Raw genomic sequence first — 23,402 nt, forward strand, 5'->3', positions numbered from 1 at the left:
TGTAACGTTAGTTATGGCAAAATTGTTGCCATAAAAATGATAAACATATCAATAAAAAAGAAAGTGCATTAGTTTAAGACAATTCGGGGGAGAGCATGGTAGATAATGTTCTAATCGGTGGTGCCAAAGTCGCCTCAGTAAAAGGCGACGTGGTCGTGATCAATAGTCAAGGTGTGGCGAGACTGTTGAGTCCAGGTGACACGATTAGTGAAAATGAATTGGTTATCACATCCAATAACTCCAGTGTGACGATTGATGAGGTGGTTGTAGATAAAGAACCCATCAATTCTGAATCGGTTTCTACGTTAAACCCTAATTGTATTGCCTGCGGTAATCAGAATGGCGAGCTCGAGGTTGTTGAACTCGACGGTGAAATCACGGTCAACATTGAGCCAGACTCCGTGGTAGACATCGCAGAACTTGAGGCTATCCAAGACGCAATTTTAGCCGGAGAAGACCCAACGCAAATTACCGAAGCGGCTGCCGCTGGCGGTATCATCGGTTCAGCGAATGCTGGCGCCGTCACAATCGAATACAACGATCCTCAAGTACTCGCTCAAACCTTTTTCGAAACAACCGGCGTTCGCCGTGACACAGTTGATGACGACGATGATTTTCTTCGTTCGACAGTTTTTGCCGCAGGTGGTGAGTCAATCTCTGAAATCGTGGTAGAAGCAGACTTAAACGCTGCAGAAACGTATCCGACATCGACCACCGCTTCGATTTTAATTGAGGCGGGCGATCTACAGCTCGATCCGCAAAGCTTCGTACCAGAATCGTCATCACTGGCTTCTTTGCTGGCTGAACTTAATAACGACATCAAAGCATCCGAACAGGATGTGAGCTTCAGTTATAACGCAGCAACCAATGCCATTGAAGGGGTGATTGGTAGCGAACCTGTCTTAACTATCGATATTGATGCACAGAATGTAGGGAAAGATCTCCAGCTTACCCTAACAACCACACTGTATCGCCCAATTGACCATGTACCCGCGGTGGGTGGTGGCAACGTGGCTTTGGTCGGCGACCAAATTAATGTTTCGTTTGATATTGTCGGCGCAGATATTGGTAATAACGCGATACGCAGTCCAATCTCAGCAACCGTTGGTATTGTCGATGGCCCGGACCCAGATATTGATAACGTGCCAGCGATTACCATTAACGAGGCAAATCTTGCTAACGGCACAGAGGTAAACCCAGCAGACACGAGCAAAAGCAGTGTGATCGATCTTGATGTCGGTAGTGATCAGATAAAAGAATATCGACTCGATGTCAGTGCGTTTAATCAACAAGGCGCAATCACCGCTCATGGTGAAGTGATCACCATCAGTGAGGTGGCGAACAGTGATTTAAGTTATTCATACACTGGCTCTACCGCTTCGGAAAACGTGTTTACCATCGAGGTAAAACCAAACGGAGAGTACACTTTTAGTTTGCTGAATCCGATCGATCATGCGGTAAACAGTGATTCTACCAAGATTGATTTACCAATTATCGCGACAGACTTTGACGGGGATACTACTCAAGGCGTATTGCCGATCATTATTGTCGATGATGCACCACGTTTGAATGGCTTTACTGGTGAAACCAATGTTGATGAGGATGATTTAACAACCTCTACACCGGAAGGCTCTGATCCGGACAAAGAGTTAACCGTGATCAGCGGAAATTTTGTTGTTGAAGCGGGAGCGGATGGCCTGAAGAGCTACCAAATCGATACCACATCACCTTCCATTTCAAGCCTGAAATCTGGCGGAGAAGCTCTGCAATGGAGTAGTGAATCTCCATCTCAAACTGGAACGCAATTTAGTTACACCGCGCAGACATCAGCAGGCATTGATGTATTCACCTTGGTTTTTGATACCAGTGACAACAGCTACAAATTCACCTTGCTACAACCACTCGACCACGCAACTGGGAATGGCGAGAACGATCTTAATATCGGTTTTAACATCAGCGCGACGGATTTTGATAACGATACCACGGCCGCACAAACACTCATTCTCAATATTACCGATGACGTACCAGAAATCACCGCAGTACAATCGTTGAGTGTTGATGAGGATGATCTTACTAACGGTAGCGATGGTTCAGATGCCATCGTTGATTCCGGAAGTTTTACTACCATCCAAGGTGCTGACGGTGTGGTTTTGTATCAAATCGATCCGGCGACCAATCCGGTGGCTGGCTTAACATCTGGTGGCGTTGCGATTACGCTTGACCCTGTATCGATCGATGCGAATAACCAACATACTTACGTAGCAAAAGCCGGCACTGTGGAAGTCTTTGAGCTGGTTTTAAATGCGGATGGGAGTTACCGTTTTGAGCTTAAAGCCCCGATTGATCACGCCGATGATGAAGATAGCAAAATCGTCAATGTAACCGTTCAAGCGGTTGATCAAGATGGCGATATCAGCAGTAAAGTTTTACCTATTACACTCGTTGACGACGAGCCGACGCTAAATGGCTTCACGGGTGAGACTCAAGTTGATGAAGATGACTTAAGCACCACGGCATCTCAGGGTTCAGATACGGATAAAGAATCAACCCAGATTACAGGTAACTTTAATGTCGAAGAAGGTGCAGATGGCATTAAAAGCTATCAAATTGAAGCGACCAATCCGACATTGGCGAACCTAACTTCTGGCGGGGAAGCGCTAGAGTGGAGCGCAACATCACCTGCCGTGAGCGGCACACAATATACCTACACTGCGCAAACCGCAGCGGGTATTTCTGTGTTCACGATGATGTTTGATACCTCTGACAACAGTTACCACTTTACGCTACTTGCACCACTTGACCATGACAACGCCGAAGGTGAGAACACCTTAAATATTGCCTTTGATATTTCAGCGACGGATTTTGATAACGACAAAACTAACACACAGACACTGACTCTTACTGTAACTGATGATGTGCCAGAGATTACTGGTGTACAGGCGCTCAGTTTAGACGAAGATGACTTAGTCGCGGGCAGTGATGGTAATGACCCGATCATTGACAGCGGAAGCTTCACCACGGTCGAAGGGGCCGACGGCGTTGTTTTATATCGTATTGACCCTGCGACGAATCCAGTCGATGGATTAACGTCTGGTGGTGTTGCCATTACGCTTGAACCTGCCGTTATTGACGCGACGACAAACCAGCATACTTATGTTGCTAAAGCGGGTTCTGTTGAAGTATTTGAACTGATTCTAAAGGCTGATGGTAGTTATACCTTTGAGCTCAAAGCACCAATTGATCACGCTGACGGTGACGCAAGTGAAGTGGTCAACTTTACCATTCAAGCGCAAGACCAAGACGGTGATATCAGCAGCGCTATTTTGCCAGTCACGTTAGTTGATGATGAACCATCATTGGATGGATTTACCGGTAATACGAGCGTTGATGAGGATGATCTTAATACAACCGCTTCAGTGGGTTCAGATAGCGATAAAGAACCAACCGTAATCTCGGGTAACATGAGTATTGAAGCGGGGGCTGATGGTATTAAGAGCTATCAAATTGATAGTAGTACGCCAGATATCACGTCTCTAAAATCTGGCGGTGAAGCTCTGGAATGGAGTAGCAATAGCCCGGTACAAAACGGAACACAATTTACTTACACGGCGCAAACCGCCTCCGGTGTTACCGTGTTTACGCTGGTGTTTGATACCAATGATGACAGTTATCGCTTCAGCTTATTAGCACCACTTGATCATCCTACGGCAGCGGGTGAAAACAGTATTGATATTGGTTTTAATATCACCGCGACCGATTTTGATAATGACACGACCGATCCGCAAACACTGACTATCAACGTTGTTGATGATGTGCCAACCATTACTGGCGCTCAGGCTTTGAGTGTTGATGAAGGTGACTTTACTACTCCAGATAGCGGCAGTTTTACTACAACGGAGGGTGCCGATGGTGTCATTCTTTATCGCATCGATCCGACAACGGATCCGGTAGCGGGACTAACCTCAGGTGGTGTAGCGATTACTTTAGACGCGCCGATTATTGATGCGAGCACTCAACAGCATACTTATGTTGCCAAAGCAGGCAATGTTGAAGTGTTTGAGTTAATTCTTAATGCCAATGGTACGTATAGCATTGAGCTAAAAGCGCCGATAGATCATGATCAAGATGAAGGTAGTCGCCTCATTAACTTCACTGTTGAAGCGCAAGATCGAGATGGTGATATCAGTCGTCAAATACTACCTGTAACCATTGTCGACGATGAACCTGTTATCAATGGGTTTACAGGTCAAACTCGAGTTGACGAAGACGACCTCGATGTTGCGAATGCACAAGGCTCAGATGCGGACAAAGAATCGACGATTATCAGTGGCACCATTGAGGTTGATTCTGGTGCTGATGGGGTTAAGAGTTACCAAATTGAAAATACAACACCAGCGCTGAATACACTGACCTCAAACGGTGAGGCTCTTCAGTGGAGTAATAATTCACCAGCTCAGGTTGGCACTCAGTACACCTATACAGCGCAAACTGTTTCGGGTGTGCCTGTCTTTACTCTCGTGTTTGATACCTCAAATAACAGCTACCGCTTTAGTCTGTTACAGCCGTTGGAGCATCCTAATGCCGATGGCGAAAATGTGATTAATATCGGTTTCGCAATCAGTGCCACCGATTTTGATAACGATACCTCTGCGCCACAGACGCTCACTATTTCGATTGTTGATGACGTACCACTGATTACAGGTGCGCAAGGGTTAAGTGTTGATGAAGATGACCTGCCTAATGGTAGTGATGGCAATCACTCGCTGGTGGATGATGGTCGTTTTACCACCACAGAAGGCGCAGATGGCGTTATTCTCTATCAATTGGATTTAACCACCAATCCAGTAGCTGGGTTAACGTCGGGAGGTGTGGCTGTCACGCTTGATCCGGTCGTGATTGATTCAGCCAGCAACCAACATACTTATACGGCCAAAGCGGGTGGTGTTGAAGTATTTGTGTTGACACTAAATGCTGACGGCACCTATCAGTTTGAACTTAAAGCGCCAATTGATCATGCTCCAAGCGAAGAAAGTAAAACCATCGATTTTACCGTTCAAGCAAAAGATGAAGACGGGGATCTGTCGAGCCAAATTCTGCCAGTGACGATTGTTGATGATGCGCCAACGTTAGATAGCATCACGCCACCAAATGATGTGGATGAAGACGATATTCCAACGGTGGGGTCCGATACCACACCCGAAGCAAATTCTACCAATGGTAGTTTTGAATACACGGAAGGTGCTGATGGCATCAAATCCGTCATTGTTGCTAACCAAGCCGACGTACTGGCATCGTTAACGTCAGGTGGTGAAGCGCTAAAATGGACAGATGATACGCCAGCTCAGGTTGGTACGACGTTCACTTATACAGCAGAGACCGCTTTAGGCGTTCCTGTCTTTACCTTGGTTTTTGATTCTCAGGCAAAAACCTACGAATTCACGTTACTGAAAGCGCTAGACCATCCTGATGGTGCGGGTGAGAACAGCTTACAAATTGGTTTCCAAATTAGTGTTGTCGATTTTGATGATGATCCGAGTAATCAATTGCCACTCAACATCACCATCATAGATGACATCCCGCTGATCAACTCAGTGCAAAATCTAAGCGTTAGCGAAGATGATTTAAGTACGGGGTCAACGCCTGATAGTGACGCCGTAACGGATGGTGGACAGTTTGGCGTCATTCAAGGTGCGGATTCCATTGTTAAATACACCTTAGATTCAACCACTACACCAGTCTCAGGGTTACAGTCTGGAGGCGTTGATGTTGTGATTGGCGATCCAGTGATTAACACTACCACAAATCAATACGTGTATACCGCAAAAGCTGGCAGCGTTGACGTGTTTGTACTGACCTTCAATGCTAATGGTAGTTACACTTTTGAACTCAAAGCGCCTATCGATCATGCCCAAGAGTCTGATTTAAGAACGTTGAGTTTTGGTGTGCTCGCTCATGACAATGATGGTGATACCAGCCTTGCGACACTGTTGGTGAATATCAATGATGATAAGCCTACGTTGACGGGCATTTCGGGTGATACCCAAGTTGATGAAGATGACCTTCCTGGTATTGGCTCAGACGGTAATAAAGAACCAACAACGATTGGTGGTCAGTTTACTGTGGTTGAAGGGGCAGACACCATTGCAGAGTATCAAATTACCAATTTGGATACTTTGTTGGATCAATTGTCTTCCGACAACCAAGGCTTAGTATGGTCACCAGTCGTGGTATCAGGTGATACGGTGACTTACACGGCGGTTACCGAGACCGATGGTGATACGGTGTTCACCTTGGTGCTGAATAATGCAACCAACACATACAGCTTTAGTTTAGTGCAGCCTTTTGATCATCCGCCAGCGGATGGGGAAAACAATCAACCTATTGATTTTGATATCAAAGCTGTTGACTTTGATGGTGATGAAACGGGCGAGGTGACGTTAACCATTGATGTAGTCGATGATATACCACGCATCATTAACCGCACGATCGAAGTCGTGGAAGGGGAAACGAGCAGTACTAACGTCAATATGTTTGGCCGTCCCGGTGCCGATGGCGCAGAAATTTCGCTCGTTGAAGCGGTTAGCACGGCTGACTCAACCATCCGCTTCCAATTAGCCGATGGTAGCTATGTTGAGAGCATTTCACCTAACGGTGCGATAACAACCGTTATGGTGGTAGAGGTTCGCACTGATGCATCCGGCAATACTACCTATGAGCAGCTCGGTGACTTAGTCATTAGACCGGATGATTCTCAGCGAGGACAATTCCGTTTTACGCCAGTGACTAACTTTGAGCATCAAGGCGGCGAACAGGTATTTACGCTTAATGTCACGGCGACCGATGGTGACCAAGATACGAGTGTGCGCACCTATAACGTAACCATCTTGGATAAAGACGCGGAAATAACCGCATCGACAGTGAGTAGTTTTGAGGATTCTGGTCGTTCAGATTCTCTGAACTTTAATCCTTCAATTGTAAACAGCAACGATCAAGATAATCAAAATTCGCTGCCAGTGACACCAAGTAAGGTAACGCTGAGCGTAGAATTGTTCGATTTAGACAACAACGAAGAAATTGGCTCGGTGACGATCGGCCCAGGTGGTTACAACGGACAGTTCTACTATTTTGACTCGGCTACCTCAACCTATATTGCTTTGACAGCTCAGCCTGATGGCAGTTTGCTACTTGATGCGGCAAACATAGAGCAGAGTTTGAGTGGATCCATTGCAACGATTGAGAATTTGTTCTTTGTGCCAGATCGTCAATACTCTTCTTCCGCGTCGGGTTTTGAAGTGCCAATTAGTGTCAATATTCTTAATAACAGCATGCCAGATCATGACGTTAGTGCTCAATTAACGATTGATGTGAAGGCAGTCGCTGACATTGCCACGTGGAATCCAACCAACACTGAATCGCGCTACTCAATTATGGAAGATGGTGATAATGCGATTCTCAAGTTGCAGGCAGATACGCAAGATAGCAGTAATCCTGAAGAGATCACTTATCGCTTAGAAGTCACTGGCGGTGAGGGTAAGTTCGTATTAGAGACTGGCGCAGGACAAATTATTACGCCAACATCGGCGGGTGTTTATCTGATCCCTGCAGCAGACATCGCGGATGTGCAGGTCAATCCGATTGACCACTTCTCTGGCGCGATTACCTTTAACGTTTATGCGATTACTGAGGAAACGGATAACCCGCTAGCAGGCAAAGAAACGGCAGAGTCAATGGCACAACCGTTGGTTATTAACGTTTCACCTGTCGCAGACCAAGGTACGTTTAGTGTCAATCGTATTACGATTTTCGAAGACAATGCTGCAACGCAAGACACTATTGATCCAGAGACTGATCACCTAGATTTCACCTTAAATAAAGTGGTGACCTTGGGTTCGACGGATGATATCGATACGGTGGGTGATAACTCTGAAAGCCAGTTCGTTCAATTAACAAACTTTCAGTTAGAAAATGGCGATCCGCTGGTAGGTTATGAAGTGCGTTGGATTGGCGCCGGCGACAACCCGATTGTTCAGGTCTCTCCAGGCGTGTTCCAAGTGCCTGAATCTGCTCTGCCATTTGTCGAGATTCAGCCGCCGTTGCATAGCAATGAAAACTTCCGTTTTGACGTGCAAGGCTTCGTTAAAGACACCGCAACACTCATTGATACCGATGGTAATCCGCAAGAAGCCGTCGATATTAAACCGATGGCCGACCCGAAAACGGTGAATGTCACGGTTAAGGGCGTGGCGGATGTTCCGTTTTTGCCGGATGTACCACCGGAGCCGGGCACAGGCCCTGAGCTGAACACTTGGTATCAATACGACGATGGCTCAGGCCTGTTTGGCGCACAAGTTTATATCAATGAAAGTACCGAGATTGGTATCAGTTTTGCTGTGCTTTCTGGTGAAGAAGAGGATGGCGTATTTGATAACTCAGAATCGCTGTCAGCTATCTTAAGTAATATTCCGGATGATGTAGAGTTATTGGACGCCAATGGCGGTGCCATTGACTTGGTGTACGTGGGTGAAGGGCCAAATGGTCCACTTTATCAAGCGGCGATTACACAAGACGATTACGACGCAGGTATCACCATTCGCCCATCTAAATATCAAACGGATGACATCGTTATTGACGCCAAAGTGATCATCACCGAAAACGATGGTCATGTGCGCGAGGTTAATGGGGTACTGCGCGTTAACATCGAGCCAGTAATTGAAGCTGGTGGTGACGATGGCATGTATCAAGCATCTTCAAGAGGACGCGAAGATACGTTTATCTTTGTGCCTTGGAATGTCACTGACGACCCGAATTTACGCGGTACAGCGGATGCTCCAGATAGCCGCCCAACAACTAACGGACGTGACTACGAATTCGCGAGCAAAATTGTGATCGAAGATTTTCCACCGGGTAGTGAAGTGGAAATCAATGGACAGCCGTGGGGTAATTATCCAAATGCTACCTTTGATGGCAGTACATTGACGATTACGGGGCTGGACCAAAGCTCAACCTCGCCAAGTATTACCGTTAAGCCGCCAGAAGACTCGAGCGTGAACTTTGTGCTCAAGAGTACGATTACCGTGCGTGAAATTGACGAAGACGATCCGAGTATTGTCGTGGAAAAAGAGGTCAAAGGCGACTTGACCATCGTGGTGAACCCTGTGGTGGAACAAGATGGTACGCTTACCATCGAAGATAAAAATGGCAATGCAGTCACCACGATTCGTGACGATGAAAACCCAGATGATGGTAAGATACGCTTCACCATTAATCAGCCAGATGGCGATGCGAATGTGGTCGTGTTTGAAGATCTTGACCCTAGTTCTGTTGAACGAGTCGATCAGGTTGTAGTGCGTTTTGTCGTGCCGCCGGGCGAAGATTTCCAAGATGTAATGGATCAACTTTATGTCTTTGGCGGTATCAATAATGGTGACGGTTCATGGACGATTGTTGATGAAGATAGCTTCACGATTTCAGCGCCTGATGGCCTCAAATACAGTACAGGTGCGACGGAAAACACCATTGGGGTTGAATTTGTCACTCAAGTAGTCGATGAAGGCGATGAAAATGAGGGTAGTGCACCAAGAGAGGTGACAACCACCGTCGATTTAGTCTTCCCGTCTGATGTTACTCCAGCGCCAAGTGTGGCTGCGGATATTGAAGGCATGACGTTAACTCAAGATCCTGCGGCGATCGTGATCGGCACTGAAGACAACGCATTTGATGTAAGTTCGCAACTGAGCAAAATCTTCAAAGTGACGTCAGGCTCTGCTGATGGTGTCGCTGATCAGGTGACGGTCGTTATTTCAGTTGCGGATATTCCACCAGAAGTCGCAGGGCTTGAAATTCGTGGTGCGCAATTTGATTTTGCTAATAATCTGTATGTGTTCTCGGCAAGTGTTGATGCATCAGGTGCACTCACATTCCCTGCAGGATTGCAATTTGTTACCCCAACTGACTACGCCGGTGACTTTATTATTCCAATGACTATCGTCACGACAGATACTCAATCGGGCGATGAAAACTCAGTACGTTTTAATGTGCCTGTAGCCGTTAGTCCATTAGTGGATGTGCCCGTTGCTCAAGGCGGTTCGGCGCAACCTGAAGACAACGACGTGACGCCATCTTTGGGTGTAACGGCGACATCGGTAGAAAAAGACACGGGCACGGAAGTATCTAGCGAAGCGCTTGAAGATAACATCATCAAGCTGGTTGTGGATGTGGGCTTGGCCGATCAGCGAGATGCCGACACACAAGGTAAAGAGGTACTGACCAAAGTTGAGATTGAGCTAGTTGATTCAACGCTTGGTGAGTGGGTTGGATTAGATGGCGTGCCTTTGGTTCTAGCGGAGCCTGGCAAGCTGGTGATTGAGTCGAATGACCCAAGTGTAATTGAAGCGGCGTTGCAACAGATCTATTTCTTACCGAAAGAGAACTACCCGACCGGTAACGATCAAAATACGATTGATTTGCGTATTACGACGACGATTTCTGACACCACAGATTTTGATCAAACCTCAACCACTGAAACGCCGAATCAACAAGCAGGTATCACTTACACCAACACGGCGTCATTTGATATCACGCCTGTGCTTGACCCTATCAATTTGCCTGATAGTCCAAGTATCGAAGTGGTTGGCAATGAAGACAGTGAGATTAGCTTATCAACCGCAAGTGGTGGTTTGATGGTGTCACTGATCGATAACGACGGTTCTGAAGTCTTCTTGTCTGTCAAATTAACGGGTTTGCCAAAAGACTTTATCGTTGACAGCAATTCAACTGACTTTGTAGTGAAAAATAATGGCGGCGGTGAATGGACGATCCAATTGGCTAATCCAAATGTGACCAGTATTGATCTGAGTGCCATTACCATTACTCCTGCAGCGAATTTCAGTGGTAAAGCCGACATCGGTATTGAAGTGTTCACCCAAGAAAAGCTGCTGGGTGTGCCTCAAGTTCACCAAGGTCAATTTATGATTGACGTGACTCCAGTGGGCGACGTGGTCGATGTTGACCCTGTTGCGGCGGTATCGGGTAACGAAGGCGAAAATATCGACATAGCTATCAATGCCAGTGTGACGGATAGAAATGACTTGCTGCCAGGTGAAGCCGATCAAGATCAACCAGAGACATTACTTATCACGGTTGAGAATGTGCCAGATGGCGGTTCGATCTATTTCCCTGATGGCACAACATTGGCGACTGATCTCGGTGGTGGTGTTTGGCAGCTTGAAGCGAATGCACAGGATCTGGATAAAATCGTCTTTAACTCTGGTGAGCAAAACCAAGGTACGTGGGCGCCAGATGCTCTGACGATCAAAGTGCAATCGGTAGACACCAAATATAACGGTGACAAATTCTTAGGTCCGATTAATCAATTTGATGTGGATGTTACCGTTGAAGCCGTTAACGATAGACCCTACTTCGACGGCATTGCGAACTTGCAAACCCAAGAAGATACAACCGTTGAAGTAAAAGGGTTCACCATCGAGGATATCGATGCGCAACTGGATAATCCAAACGCGAACTATACCTTAACGCTTAATGTAGATAGCGGCACTCTGTCAGAAAAAGCAGGCATTGCGAGTGCAAACAATGTGACAGTGAGCTTTACAGGTGCCGATACCATCGAGCTACAAGGTACGGTCGCCAATATCAATGCGGCTCTAGCGCAAGGTTTGGTGCTGTTTACCCCTGCGTTAAACAGCAATGATTTACTTGACCCTGATGGTGTAAAAGTCGTCGCGACGGTAAACGACAACGGCAATTTAGGGATTGTTGATGCTAATCCAGAGACGTCAAATGAAAACCAAGCCGAATTCGTTATTAACGTTTCAGAGCTCAACGATGCACCAAATGCGGCGGATGTGAACCTTGGTTCGATTAACGAAGACAGCTCGATTCAAATTACAACCGCCCAGCTAATTGGACCGGGGCTAAGTACTGATCCCGATCCTGAAGGGCAAACATTGATTGTTAAATCAATCACCGTTCCGCCGGAGCAGGGCACCATAGTTGCCAACCCAGATGGAACATCATGGACGTTTACCCCAGCACCTAACTTTAACGGTGATGTCGATATCACATACGTGATTGAAGATAACGGCACGGACAATGGTGTCGACAACTTCCTGACTGATGCGGGTACGATTTCATTGACTGTCGTCGGGGTGAATGATGCGCCGGAAGTGGACGTGACTCTGGCTACTCCAAGTATTGATGAAGCCGCGGCTCAGCAACTGTCAGGCATTACAGTGAGTGACGTCGACTATGTTGATGCCTACGCGAATGATTTGATTAGCGTTGAGTTGTCAGTGACGTATGGTTCACTAAGCGTCGTCTTACCAACGGGTAGCAATATTACAGTGACGCCTCCAACCGGCGGCACGATAACTCTCTTGGGGCCGATTGCTGAAATTAATGCACTGCTCGATACGCCAAATAGTGGTGAAGGAGTCATGCTAGATGCGAGCTTTGCGACTGCGGCAAGCGTCAACCTGACGGTAACCGCGACGGATTCTGGTAATCCATCGGGTATGCCGTTAACAACCAGTAAGGTTCATAGCATCACTGTTAACCCAGTGGCTGATGCGCCAACGTTAACGATTCAGCCGGGTTTTGATTATGTACGCAATATTTCTGCTAACCTATCGGCCAGTAATAGTGGTATTGCCATTGTTGGTATTATTGCAGCGTTAACGGATGTGAATGAGGTACTGACGTTAGAGCTTTCACAAGTTCCTGCGGGCGCACAAGTTACCACATCATCAGGTGAGATATCACCAAGTGGTGGTGTGTATACTGTTCCTGCTGATGAAATCGCGAGCCTTGAGATATCGGGCGCTCCAGTGGGTAACCACACAATCGAGGTTATCGCTGTGTCGACCGATGATGGAGAGACTGCGCAATCGACTCCGCTGAGCATACAACTCGATGTATTTGCAGATGGTGATAGCATCGATCAATCCGCAGCAACCGACGATGTGCAATTGCTTGGTGATGATACGGGTGTGGCACTCACTTCTGGTAGTGGTGATGACCGTATCGAAGGTGGCGATGGCAATGACACCCTTGTAGGTGGTGAAGGTAACGACACCATATTGGGTGGTGGCGGTGATGACATTATCGAAGGTGGCTTAGGCTCAGATATTCTAACCGGTGGCACGGGAATGGATGTGTTTGTGTGGCGAGAAATTGATGATGGTGCAGTGGATACCATTATCGATTTTACCGTTCAGGAAGACAAAATTGACCTTCGTGATGTGTTGCCAGAGCTTAAATCACCAAGTGTCGACATCAATGAATTGCTCGATCATATTCAAGTCGATGTGCAAAATGACGATGTTACGTTGAGCATTCATCCTGCGGGAGTCGGTGCGGGCGAGGAGCAGACGATTGTGGTTGAAAACCTCGCTCAAAGCTTAACGCTGGATGTGACGGACCAGTCGCAGATGTTGACGACATTGTTGGATGAAAATGTATTCCAACACGATCCATAAACGTTAGTCATAACAAAAATCAAAAGCACCGCTTGCGGTGCTTTTTTGATCGTCCAAACGGAATCTAGACTCACCTTGCGTATAATCATGCTCATAAAATCAGAAGGATAATCAATGATCAAAAGAAAGGCAGGTAGACCAAATAGCAAGACTGACGCGCGGGCACTATTGCTCATAGCAGCACGAGAGCTGTTCACCGTGATGGTGTATGACAAAGTGTCGATTCGCTTAATTGCGGGTAAAGCAGGCGTGGATAGCGCATTAATTCGCTACTATTTTGGCAACAAAGAGGGCTTGTTTGAGACAATGCTACGCGAGACATTGTCGCCATTAAATGATCGTTTGAATAAATTGCAGCAGAATATTACTCAAGACAATCTGATTGATGTTATGCGCACTTATTATCGTGAAATGAGCAAACTTCCTCAATTTCCGCGCTTGATTTTACAAGTGATGAACATGCCGGAATCGAAAGTACAGCGACGATTGCTGGAAAAGGTGATTGATGACATATCGAAACCGATTCAAACTGCGATGTTCGATAAATTATTAGAAAATGGAGTACTACGTGCCGATCTCGATCCTCGTTTGTGCCGAGTCTCGTTTATCTCATTGATGGTATTCCCTTTTGTTGCACCTCCTTCGATGTTGGCAATTCATGGCGTTCAACTAAGTGAGGAGTTTCTTGCGCAGTTGTTTGAACATAACCTCAATTTAATGACTCACGGTATGTTCAATGCAGGATCACAAGCGGTGGCAAACGAGAACTGAGTTAAATTTAGTTATCCCAAAACAGCGCTTTGGGATCTTTCTCTACCTCACGCATGATAGCGGTAAGATCATTGCTCTCACTTAAATACGGGTAGGGGATCCATATTTCGTCATCGTGCTCATCAGCCATAAACAGTTGCCATACGGCAGCATCGACATTCCAGATAACTTTAGCGACTTGAGAAGAGTAGTTGCAGTGTGCGGAGTCGAGTAAATAGTGCTGTTTGATAAACACCACGCCGTTTTCAAACGGCTCATAACTGGCTTTACCGAGTTCTACCGGTAAGTTTTGATTATGGCTGCGGCAGATATTTTCAGCACGACTTTCAAGTTGCCTTTGTAGCAAACTGACTAACTCCATACCAACTCCAGACTATGCACTTTACTGGCTATATTATGGCCTATATCGTTGAACGTCTGCACCCCCTTTCACAAATTTGTCATCAAATCGCCATATGCTATACCTTAATCGCTCATTTATGAGGCGATATCAGCCCTCAATTTATTACTATGGAGAATTATATGTTTCGAGTTGCGTTAGCCGCGTTAATCTCATTTCCTTTGCTATCCTTTTCTGCCGCGGCCAGCGAAATTAATATTTCAGGTTCAACGTCAGTTGCCCGAATAATGGGAATGCTTGCTGAGCAATACAACCAAACTCACCCTGAGAGTTATGTTGCGGTGCAGGGTATTGGCTCGACCGCAGGCATTACCATGCTAAAAAAAGGTGTCACCGAATTAGGTATGAGCTCACGTTACCTAACAGAGAGTGAGCAAGATGAATCTATCGTAGTTGAAACCATTGCGATGGATGGACTGGCCGTGGTGGTTAACAAATCGAACCCAATTGAAAACCTCACTCGTGAGCAGCTTTACGATATCTATAAAGGCAAAATCACTAATTGGAAACAACTAGGTGGCAGTGACCAAGAGATTTCCGCTGTCACACGCGAAGCCTCATCAGGTTCTCAGTACAGTTTTGAAACCCTGTTAGGCTTGACCAAGGTCGTGAACAATAAGCTTGTCTCGGATGTAAGCCCAGATAACTTAGTGGTAAACAGTAATAGCATGGTGAAAACGCTGGTTAACCACAACAGTCATGCAATTGGTTTTGTGTCACTAGGTTCGGTAGATAGCTCAGTTAAAGCTGTGAAATTTGAAGGAGTAGCGCCGCTTAACAAGTTTGTCGAAGACGGCAGTTATGAATTAGCGCGCCCTTTCCTGGTTTTCTACAAGGTGGACAAAGTGGATTCTCAAACCAAAGCGTTTGTGCAGTATCTACGTGGTGATGAAGCGAAGCAGCTGATGGACGCAAATGGCTACACGGCGGTAAAATAGCGACAGGTACAAAAGGAGAGCAATTGCTCTCCTTTTTAATTCTAAATACATTAGAAATGCAGCTGAATAACCGATACTACTACAGCAGCAGGACGGCGAACGCCCTCGATTTCAACTTTGATTTCACGTTCAACTTCAAGGCCTTTCTTGATAGGTGTCACTTTAGAAAGGGTGCTTACTGCACGAATGTTGTTGCCCGCTTTAACAGGGTATGGGAAACGAACTTGGTTTAAGCCAAGATTCACCACCATTTTAGCCGTTGGGAACAGGTTGCCTTCTGGATCAACACTGTCTGTCATCTTAGGTAACAGAGCAAGTGTCAAGAAGCCATGAGCGATCGTTGTTTTAAACGGAGACTCTGCAGCCGCGCGCTCAGGATCTGTGTGAATCCATTGCATATCTTCGGTTACTTGACCGAATTGGTTGATACGCTCTTGTGATACGCTAACCCAATCACCAGTATGAATAACAGTATCAAGCTTACCTTGCAGCTCATCGAAAAGAGCTTGCGCTTCAGGTTTTAGCTCGATAGGTTTTGGCTGAGGTGGCTCGTCGTTTACCGCAGGCTGTTGTAGCTCGCGTAATCGAGTGAACATAAGACGAGTGTTCGCCTTGTTAAGGAATTCACCCCAGTACTCGCGTACAGCAGGCGACATCCATTGCATGAACTCTGATTGTTGTTTAGAGTCATGTTCACTACGATGTTTAAATAAGTCAGCGACTTTCATAAAAACCTCAGAAAAGACTAAAGACGGCGCTAATCTTCCAATTTTGAAGCACTTCACAATTATCTGCAAATACTTTCGGGCGTACAAGTGTTCTCTAATATGGTAATAGTCTTTATTATTCATGTAGATAAGAATAAAACACTATTTTATTAGAATGTGAGCAGGTAGAGCTTTTACCCCAGAAATTGATATGGAGATGCACACATATCAGGTTTTTACTAAATTCTGCATCTGGATGCTTTATGACCGTTTGAGCTGTTTGCTGCAATTATTTGCTTTACAAGCGGATCGGCTGTCACTAATATACACCGCACACGGAGAGATGGCTGAGTGGTTGAAAGCACCGGTCTTGAAAACCGGCATACGTTAATAGCGTATCTAGGGTTCAAATCCCTATCTCTCCGCCACTTATTTATACGTCCAAGCCCTTGATTTTCAAGGGCTTTTTCGTATGCGTAGTACTGCAAATCACTTTCATGACAATGAGGTGAGACAATGTACCTACAAAAAGCGTCCAACGGCGTATATCAAACCCGCATTTGCGTCCCCAAGCCATTAAGACAATTTGGTTATCCATTCGATATCAAAGTTAGCCTTCGTACCAAAGAACGCCCAGAAGCAATTGCACGCAACTTCATAGTCGCTAACTACCTTCGTTCAGCCATAACGAGATTAGATACCTCGTGTCCACCCCAATTTGAACTATTCAAAACGGCACTTGATCAAAATATCGAGAGCATCCGCCATTCGTTTGTTGCAGGCTCAGCAGGATATGTACATCCACAATATAAAGCGGTAGAGCTGACTGCTGAAAATTCTATAGATCACAGCTCTCGCTCGCACCCGTCTACGATTGAATCAGGGAGAAATCAGGCTCCTGAACGCAGAAAGACTTCTACTCGCAGCAAAGGTACTTCTTTTGGTGATTCTCTTGCCTTGTTCATTAAGAGCAAGAGGACGCAAGGGATTACTGAACTCTCGATATATCAACTGGAACATGGCATTAAACATTGTACGAACTTTCTTGAGCATAAAGGATTAGGGCAAAACACGGTAACGAGTGCAGATATACTTGATTATGTAGACCATTTGATCGGTCAAAAGCGCTCGGCAAAAACCAACCAAGGGTATTTTGCATCGGTTAAACAATACTTCGCTTGGCTAAAAGCAAAAGGGATCAAATCAGAGAATCCCGCTGAAGGTATCAACCCTAAGTTTAAGAACAAGCAACACGCATCCGAACAGAGAGAACGCTGGACAGAAACAGAGTTGCTCAAGCTGTTTCAAAGCCCCGAATATGCAGCACAAACAGAAGACTTCAAGTGGGTCACTAAGCTGCAACTTTTCCATGGATTTCGCATTGGCGAGGTGTGCCAAATATACGTTAAGGACATCGTATGGTTGATGCATATTCCTTGCATTAAAGTGACCGATATATCGAAAGATCAGCACTTAAAGAATCAACATGCGGTTCGAGCCATCCCCTTGCATCCGCAGCTGCGCAATAGCTTTTTACAGTTTTACGAATCACGCAAAACCCGAAAACGCTCACCATTATTCCATTATAAGCCACTGGGGAAAGATAAAGACTGGACTAAAACGTATCGCCAGCAGTTTGGAAAGTTACAAACCAAAATAGGAATGCGTGCGGGAGCACGCCCAACCGCTTACAGCTTACGCCATACCTTTATTGATGAGTTAAAAATCAAAGATATTCCAGAACACAGTGTTGCCGAAGTCGTTGGGCACACTAATAACAACATGACCTATGGACGTTATGGAAAAAAACACCGCATAGACAAATTGCTTGAGATTGTTGCAGCGTTCGAAATTAACCTAGAGGGAGCTTTATGATGCATTTATCCAATAAAATTCGCCGAGAACTAGTATCAGCACTTAGAGAAGGTGCGTCATACAGAAGCTGTTTAGATTTGTCGCAGTTTTTGTCTTGTGGTGTGACCGAGCAGCAAATTGGGTTAATTGATCATGTAATCAACACATTATATGAACACCCTTACCTAACTTATGAGGCGTTTATCGAAGATGGGTATTCGACCAATCATTTAAATAAGACCCTGGGTAATTTTGAGACATTTAAGTCATTAATTGGCTTAAATGAGTACCCTTTTGAATCGTGGCTAGCTGAATACGGTAGCAGTGATGGAGCAGAAACTTGTATACCTTACGAGGTCTATCAATTTTTTGCCGAAGATATCCGCCGACAGCACTTAAAAGATAGTGAATTACATGGTCTGAGAGTACGGTTGGGAAATGAGCACACGAATACTTTACGCTTTCGATGTGGCACTCGCTTATCTATACCTTGCAATGAACGAGAGATTGCTCAATATGTGCAAATTTCACGATGTGGTTGTTATCAACGAATGAACTTTTCATCCACCGAATCATGTTTGTATCTAGACGACTGTCGAGTAGAAATATGTATCTATGCCAGCCAAGCTCAGCGAGTTGGAGACTATATCGTATGCCTAGTTGATGACTTAGATTGGAATGATAACGACTCATGCAAAAACAGAGTGTTTGCATTGCAAGAATTTGCGATTCAACATGAGTCAGGAACAAATCAAAGACTGACTCAGTGGTAGCACACTTAAGGGGGTTACATATACGGTAACCCCTTGCTTGTGGGCGGGATGAGTCAGCAATGTATCAAAACATCAACTCGATTTTGGACAAAAGTACGTCAGGTCCAGAGCTACATTCGAAAATTATCAATAATCTTTATAAGGAAAATCCAATCAATCAGCTTGGCTTCAAAGTCATACATTCTGTTCTCACATTGTATCCATAAAAATTGAAGGTAGTTCCTACTCAAGACTGGATTTATTATAGCTTTCTTAGATAATCATCTGCCTTGTAAACACCCATCATCCAAATGGAACTAATAAAAAACACTAAAGGCTGGCTGTAAGCAGTATAACTTGATGGATTAGATAGACTATATGCATACACACCAATGCATAGTATTAAAAATATTATCGTAATACCAATGAATATGCTAAGCCCATACTTACTGAGATTAGGGTAACTCTGTAAGTTCGTAATTATAAAGCTCATACATTGAGCAATGATCATAAAACTTGCTATGGACCAATCTGTAGACGTAAGTATACCTTGAAATTGCGCCACAACGCCTTTCGTAACAATCAATACTACAAAAGGTATCAAGATAAATACGTAGTTTGAGAAAAACTTTTTCATTCAAATAGTTTAGCTTGATTTTCAGGTATTAGAAACTTTGCTTTCTCAACCCCATGCACCTTTGTCACGTATGCATTAACATTTCTAGAACCACCTGTTTTATTCACTATTACATCACAAACTAAGTTAACTTTAATTAAGTCATTTGCGACTACGGCAGGAAGTTTTCCTGACTGGTACCTAGCTAGCCATTCGGAATCTTGTATGCGCACATAGAAAGAACGATGGGTTATTGTACTCTGGACCCACCAAGCCCCATCACCAACATTACATGGCTTAATTGCAATAAATATATCATCCCCATTAAATGGCTGAGGTTTAGCTTTCTTAAGCTCAGAAATAGAAACATGCGAACGGAAAGAACGATCAAATTGTATTACTTTTTTTGATTCTTCAGCATCAACTGACTCTATCACTTCAAAGTGCTCTTTAGGTTGAAGAAGCTTCCCTCCATCAGAGAAACAATTCATAATTTCAGCAAAGGTGATTGGGTCAATGTAAGGATCTGGCTTATCCATCAAGTCATCATGAGGGCTCGTTTCTTCAATAAACTCTGCCGTTTTTTCTTCTAGTTCAGAAACCTTCTCTTCAAGATTTTCATCCGTAATATCTTCACTCAACAACTTAGTTAACATGTATCCTAACCAATTGATAAAAGAAGGTTTATAACCAATTTTATTTTTGAGCTTAATAGAGCCCCGCTCAACATAATCTAGTTGAAAAACGGGAACTAAGTTGGGTTCAACTTGTGTACCTACGAGCTCAATAAACCTTCTATAACCTTTGGTGTAACAATGCAATGAGTAAAGTAAGTCTTCAGGTTGATCACGTAACTTAAGGTGTTCAAGCCTTAGAGTAATGTCGTGAAGTTGCTCTGGTTTGTTTAATGCTGAAGAGCTAGCCATTGAATATATGTACCTTAAGCTAATATTAGAATAAAACTTGTTATAACATCGAGTTAATTCTGCCACATAAATATATGAATTGACGAGAAAATGATTGAGTACATGTGACAAAAGCCAGAAGTAAGGATAAAGGCTTCTCTTAAATGAGAGTGGGTTAGATTGTTCTATGTTGCATTGTTCGAAGATATGCTGATTTCGAGTAACTCCTAGCAAGGAAAATACACGCCCACAAATTTTGTGAATCATTACAATACCTCATTTGATGGTGATAACCTCCGCGTTCGCTCAGAATTGTCTAAGCCTATTTTTGTTCCCAAAAGGCTTTGTGAACAGATTCAGCAGACCTACCTGATAGATATGACAGATTATGGTGATAGCTTAATCATTGAGCCTGACCATATCTCTGATGAAGGGTTTCTGAAGATATTGAAATTAATGTATCAATGAATGAGTAACATGTTTAACCTGCTACGTTTGAAGCTGGCTAGAGAGAGGCGAGGACTGTCAAAAAGCACTCGCTGAATTAGTGCAGCTTTCTCCTAAAACAGTATCAGCATATGAAAGTGAGAACCTCCATTTGACTTACAGGATGAAACCGTCAGTCGATTTGCAATGGCTTTAGGGTACCCTGTTAAATTCTTCTATAAAGATCGAGTGGAACTAATAGACGCAGATACAATTAGCTTTCGAGCTGTTACAAAACTACCTAGCAAATTGAGACTAGCTTCTGAGTCAGCTAGTATTCTTGCATATGAAATCTCTTGTTGGTTGGACAGGAAGTTCAACAATCTTCCTAAAGTAGACTTGCCTGATTTTACTCATGACAACAGACATGAGCCAGAAGCTGCGTCTAAAGAGCTTCAGGTAAATTGGGGCATTGGAGAACTGTCCGTTAAAAACATGGTTCATTTACTTGAGTCTAAGGGAATTAGAGTTTTTCTCTATCGGAAGACTGTAAAGAGGTAGATGCATTTTCCATCTGGAAAGGGAATACGCCGTTTATTGTACTTAACCAATTTAAAACCCCAGAAAGAAGCAGATTTGATGCAGCCCATGAGCTAGCTCATCTGGTGTTGCATAGACATGGGAGCAGAATAAAGGGAGAGGCCGAGCTGGAAGCAGATAAGTTTGCATCAGCATTTCTTATGCCTAAAGGAAGTATTGCTAGCAAAGTGAGGCCAAATGCTAACGCAACATTAGATGACTTGATCAAATTAAAGAAATTCTGGAATGTTTCCTTAATGGCGATGATTCGTCGTTTATATGACTTGAACTATCTTACCGAGTGGCAATATCGACAGCTAACAATTAGTGCTTCAAAGAGAGGTTATAGAACTTCAGAACCTGATGGTTTACAAACTAGAGAACAATCGTTGCTATTAGGTAAAATATTTACGGCCCTTAAATCTAAGGGAATATCTCGCACTGATATTGCTAATGAGCTAGCCCTACCATTTGATGAGGTTGCTATGGAGCTAATATTGTTTTGGAATGAACCTCAAAGCAATTAGCTTCACAGCAACTTAATTCAAGTTTATTTGTATTCCCAACGTTCTAGATAGTCTTCTATAAAAGGCTGAATGGCCGACTATCAATATATTATCCGATCTATGTTGATACTTTAGCAGAAATTTATTTACCCTAGAATCAAGTTGTTCAAGACTTTCTACACCTATACCAAACTCAAGCTTTCTTCTATTTTCTTCGGATTTAACTTTACCTTCAAATACACCAAAGTCACGTTCGATCAATAATGGTTCACTGATTATTTCTTCAAAACTAAAATTATCTATAAAGTATTGAGCCGTTTGCACAGCCCTTTTAAAGGACTGTGCAGCAGAGTTAGAGGATTGTGTTCACTTGTCAGAGAAAAAGCCTCAGCAAGTTTTTATCATCAATACCTAGGAATGTCTCGTCGTCCTGCGAACCTATTTTTTATACTGAATTTCGTTCTACCATGCCGAACATAGATACACTGCATATCAAAATACTAACGCTGCATGAATTGGGTGGCTTTGAGGAAACTCATTTAAGAAGCATTTTTCTAGCTCCCAGTTAAAGTGCTGAGATAAATTCTTAAGCCTTCGATAATCTTCAATATCATGCCTTGTTTCTCTAGAAATTTTATCTAAAGACTCTCGAACGTTTTCATCTGAAATTTCGTTGAGAAACATTGAATAATGAGCCAGCATTTTTCCGATTGATTCTGACCGATTATTCTTACTATTCTATCAATAGGAGTGAGCGCCAAGTACTCGAGTGTTCGTTCTATTTTCTCCTTTCTACTTAAACTACATGTAGAAGCAACAGCTATCAAACCAGAAAAATATAATAACTTCCGTGAAAACCTTAGTTTTATTTTACGGACACCCTAGCTTTTCCCGTCTTCATTCACTTTATACTCATAGTCTGTACAGATCGTTCTGTAATATCTTATAATGTCATTTAGCATGAACCGATTTAGATTATGATCTGATACGCTTTCTTTAATATATTTTTCTAAGATTTCGCGTTTAAGTGATTCATAAAGAGAGTCATTATACAAACACTTGCTCTCTAATAAATATAACATTCGTCTAGTAAATGCTTGGTTAGTCTCTTTGTCGCCACCGTAGTTTTCCAGCATATCATTTCTTGTTACGATAGATTCAAATGTACCTGTACTTCCAGCATTTTTGCAACGCGATTATTAACCACCTCAGTTACTTTATCTAAGTATGCTTGCTTCTCATCATCTTTAAATACTTTGTCTGCAAAATAAACCAGTCCATATCAGATTCTGGGACGCTTCATTTCTCCCAAATGAACCAGTAACGACAACACATAATTCGTCACCTAATTCTGCGTTATCTAACTCTTTTTATGGCGCCAACTAACTCTTCAGAGTAATTTCTTCTTTGTTCCATTAATGTAAAACCTATCTATAATAAATCATATTGTTTTTA

9 protein-coding genes, 1 tRNA gene and 1 pseudogene are annotated in these 23,402 nt (G+C 43.9%); 7 read left to right on the forward strand and 4 right to left on the reverse strand.

The genetic code is table 11. The features are described from left to right. The first annotated feature begins 95 nt into the window (after positions 1–95). Both Vt282_RS15385 and Vt282_RS15390 read left to right on the forward strand, forming a co-directional pair. Positions 96–13,493, forward strand: a complete 13,398-nt coding sequence (locus Vt282_RS15385; RefSeq protein WP_162063944.1) for a retention module-containing protein — start codon at positions 96–98, stop codon at positions 13,491–13,493. Between the two features lie 114 nt (positions 13,494–13,607). Next, the gene (locus Vt282_RS15390; protein ID WP_162063945.1) at positions 13,608–14,264 is read left to right on the forward strand and encodes a TetR/AcrR family transcriptional regulator; all 657 of its coding nucleotides are present in this window, start codon (positions 13,608–13,610) and stop codon (positions 14,262–14,264) included. Between the two features lie 7 nt (positions 14,265–14,271). Here the strand turns inward: Vt282_RS15390 and Vt282_RS15395 are convergent, their stop codons facing one another. Continuing rightward, complete coding sequence (locus tag Vt282_RS15395; protein ID WP_162063946.1) at positions 14,272–14,625, reverse strand: DUF3024 domain-containing protein; 354 nt, start codon at positions 14,623–14,625, stop codon at positions 14,272–14,274. A gap of 161 nt (positions 14,626–14,786) precedes the next feature. Between Vt282_RS15395 and Vt282_RS15400 the strand changes: the two genes are divergently transcribed. Continuing rightward, positions 14,787–15,602 carry a phosphate ABC transporter substrate-binding protein gene (locus Vt282_RS15400; protein WP_162063947.1) on the forward strand — a complete coding sequence of 272 codons (816 nt, stop codon included), beginning with the start codon at positions 14,787–14,789 and terminating at the stop codon, positions 15,600–15,602. Positions 15,603–15,652: 50 nt separating this feature from the next. On the opposite strand, the gene Vt282_RS15405 is transcribed toward Vt282_RS15400, so the two are convergent. Beyond that, positions 15,653–16,330 (reverse strand): MaoC family dehydratase, encoded by a 678-nt coding sequence (locus Vt282_RS15405; protein ID WP_162063948.1) that lies wholly within the window; start codon positions 16,328–16,330, stop codon positions 15,653–15,655. Between the two features lie 316 nt (positions 16,331–16,646). Here Vt282_RS15405 and Vt282_RS15410 point away from each other — a divergent pair. From Vt282_RS15410 to Vt282_RS15420, 3 genes are all read left to right on the forward strand, one after another. After that, positions 16,647–16,737 (forward strand) — tRNA-Ser (locus Vt282_RS15410). An 88-nt stretch (positions 16,738–16,825) separates the two neighbouring features. Then, a complete protein-coding gene (locus Vt282_RS15415; protein ID WP_162063949.1) occupies positions 16,826–18,184 on the forward strand; it encodes a site-specific integrase in 1,359 nt (452 codons plus the stop codon). Beyond that, positions 18,181–18,936: a hypothetical protein gene (locus tag Vt282_RS15420; protein ID WP_162063950.1), complete on the forward strand. Its 756-nt coding sequence runs from the start codon at positions 18,181–18,183 to the stop codon at positions 18,934–18,936. The genes Vt282_RS15415 and Vt282_RS15420 overlap by 4 nt, the downstream gene beginning before the upstream one ends. Positions 18,937–19,548: 612 nt before the next feature. Here the strand turns inward: Vt282_RS15420 and Vt282_RS15425 are convergent. Further along, positions 19,549–20,457 carry a hypothetical protein gene (locus Vt282_RS15425; protein WP_162063951.1) on the reverse strand — a complete coding sequence of 303 codons (909 nt, stop codon included), beginning with the start codon at positions 20,455–20,457 and terminating at the stop codon, positions 19,549–19,551. Between the two features lie 974 nt (positions 20,458–21,431). On the opposite strand from Vt282_RS15425, the pseudogene Vt282_RS15430 reads away from it, so the two are divergent. Beyond that, a pseudogene (locus Vt282_RS15430) lies at positions 21,432–21,968 on the forward strand (ImmA/IrrE family metallo-endopeptidase); the annotation flags it as partial. A 12-nt stretch (positions 21,969–21,980) separates the two neighbouring features. Here Vt282_RS15430 and Vt282_RS21780 read toward each other — a convergent pair. Next, positions 21,981–22,271 carry a histidine phosphatase family protein gene (locus tag Vt282_RS21780; protein ID WP_162063952.1) on the reverse strand — a complete coding sequence of 97 codons (291 nt, stop codon included), beginning with the start codon at positions 22,269–22,271 and terminating at the stop codon, positions 21,981–21,983. Positions 22,272–23,402 lie beyond the last annotated feature (1,131 nt).

This window comes from Vibrio taketomensis, assembly GCF_009938165.1.
Taxonomy (GTDB): domain Bacteria; phylum Pseudomonadota; class Gammaproteobacteria; order Enterobacterales; family Vibrionaceae; genus Vibrio; species Vibrio taketomensis.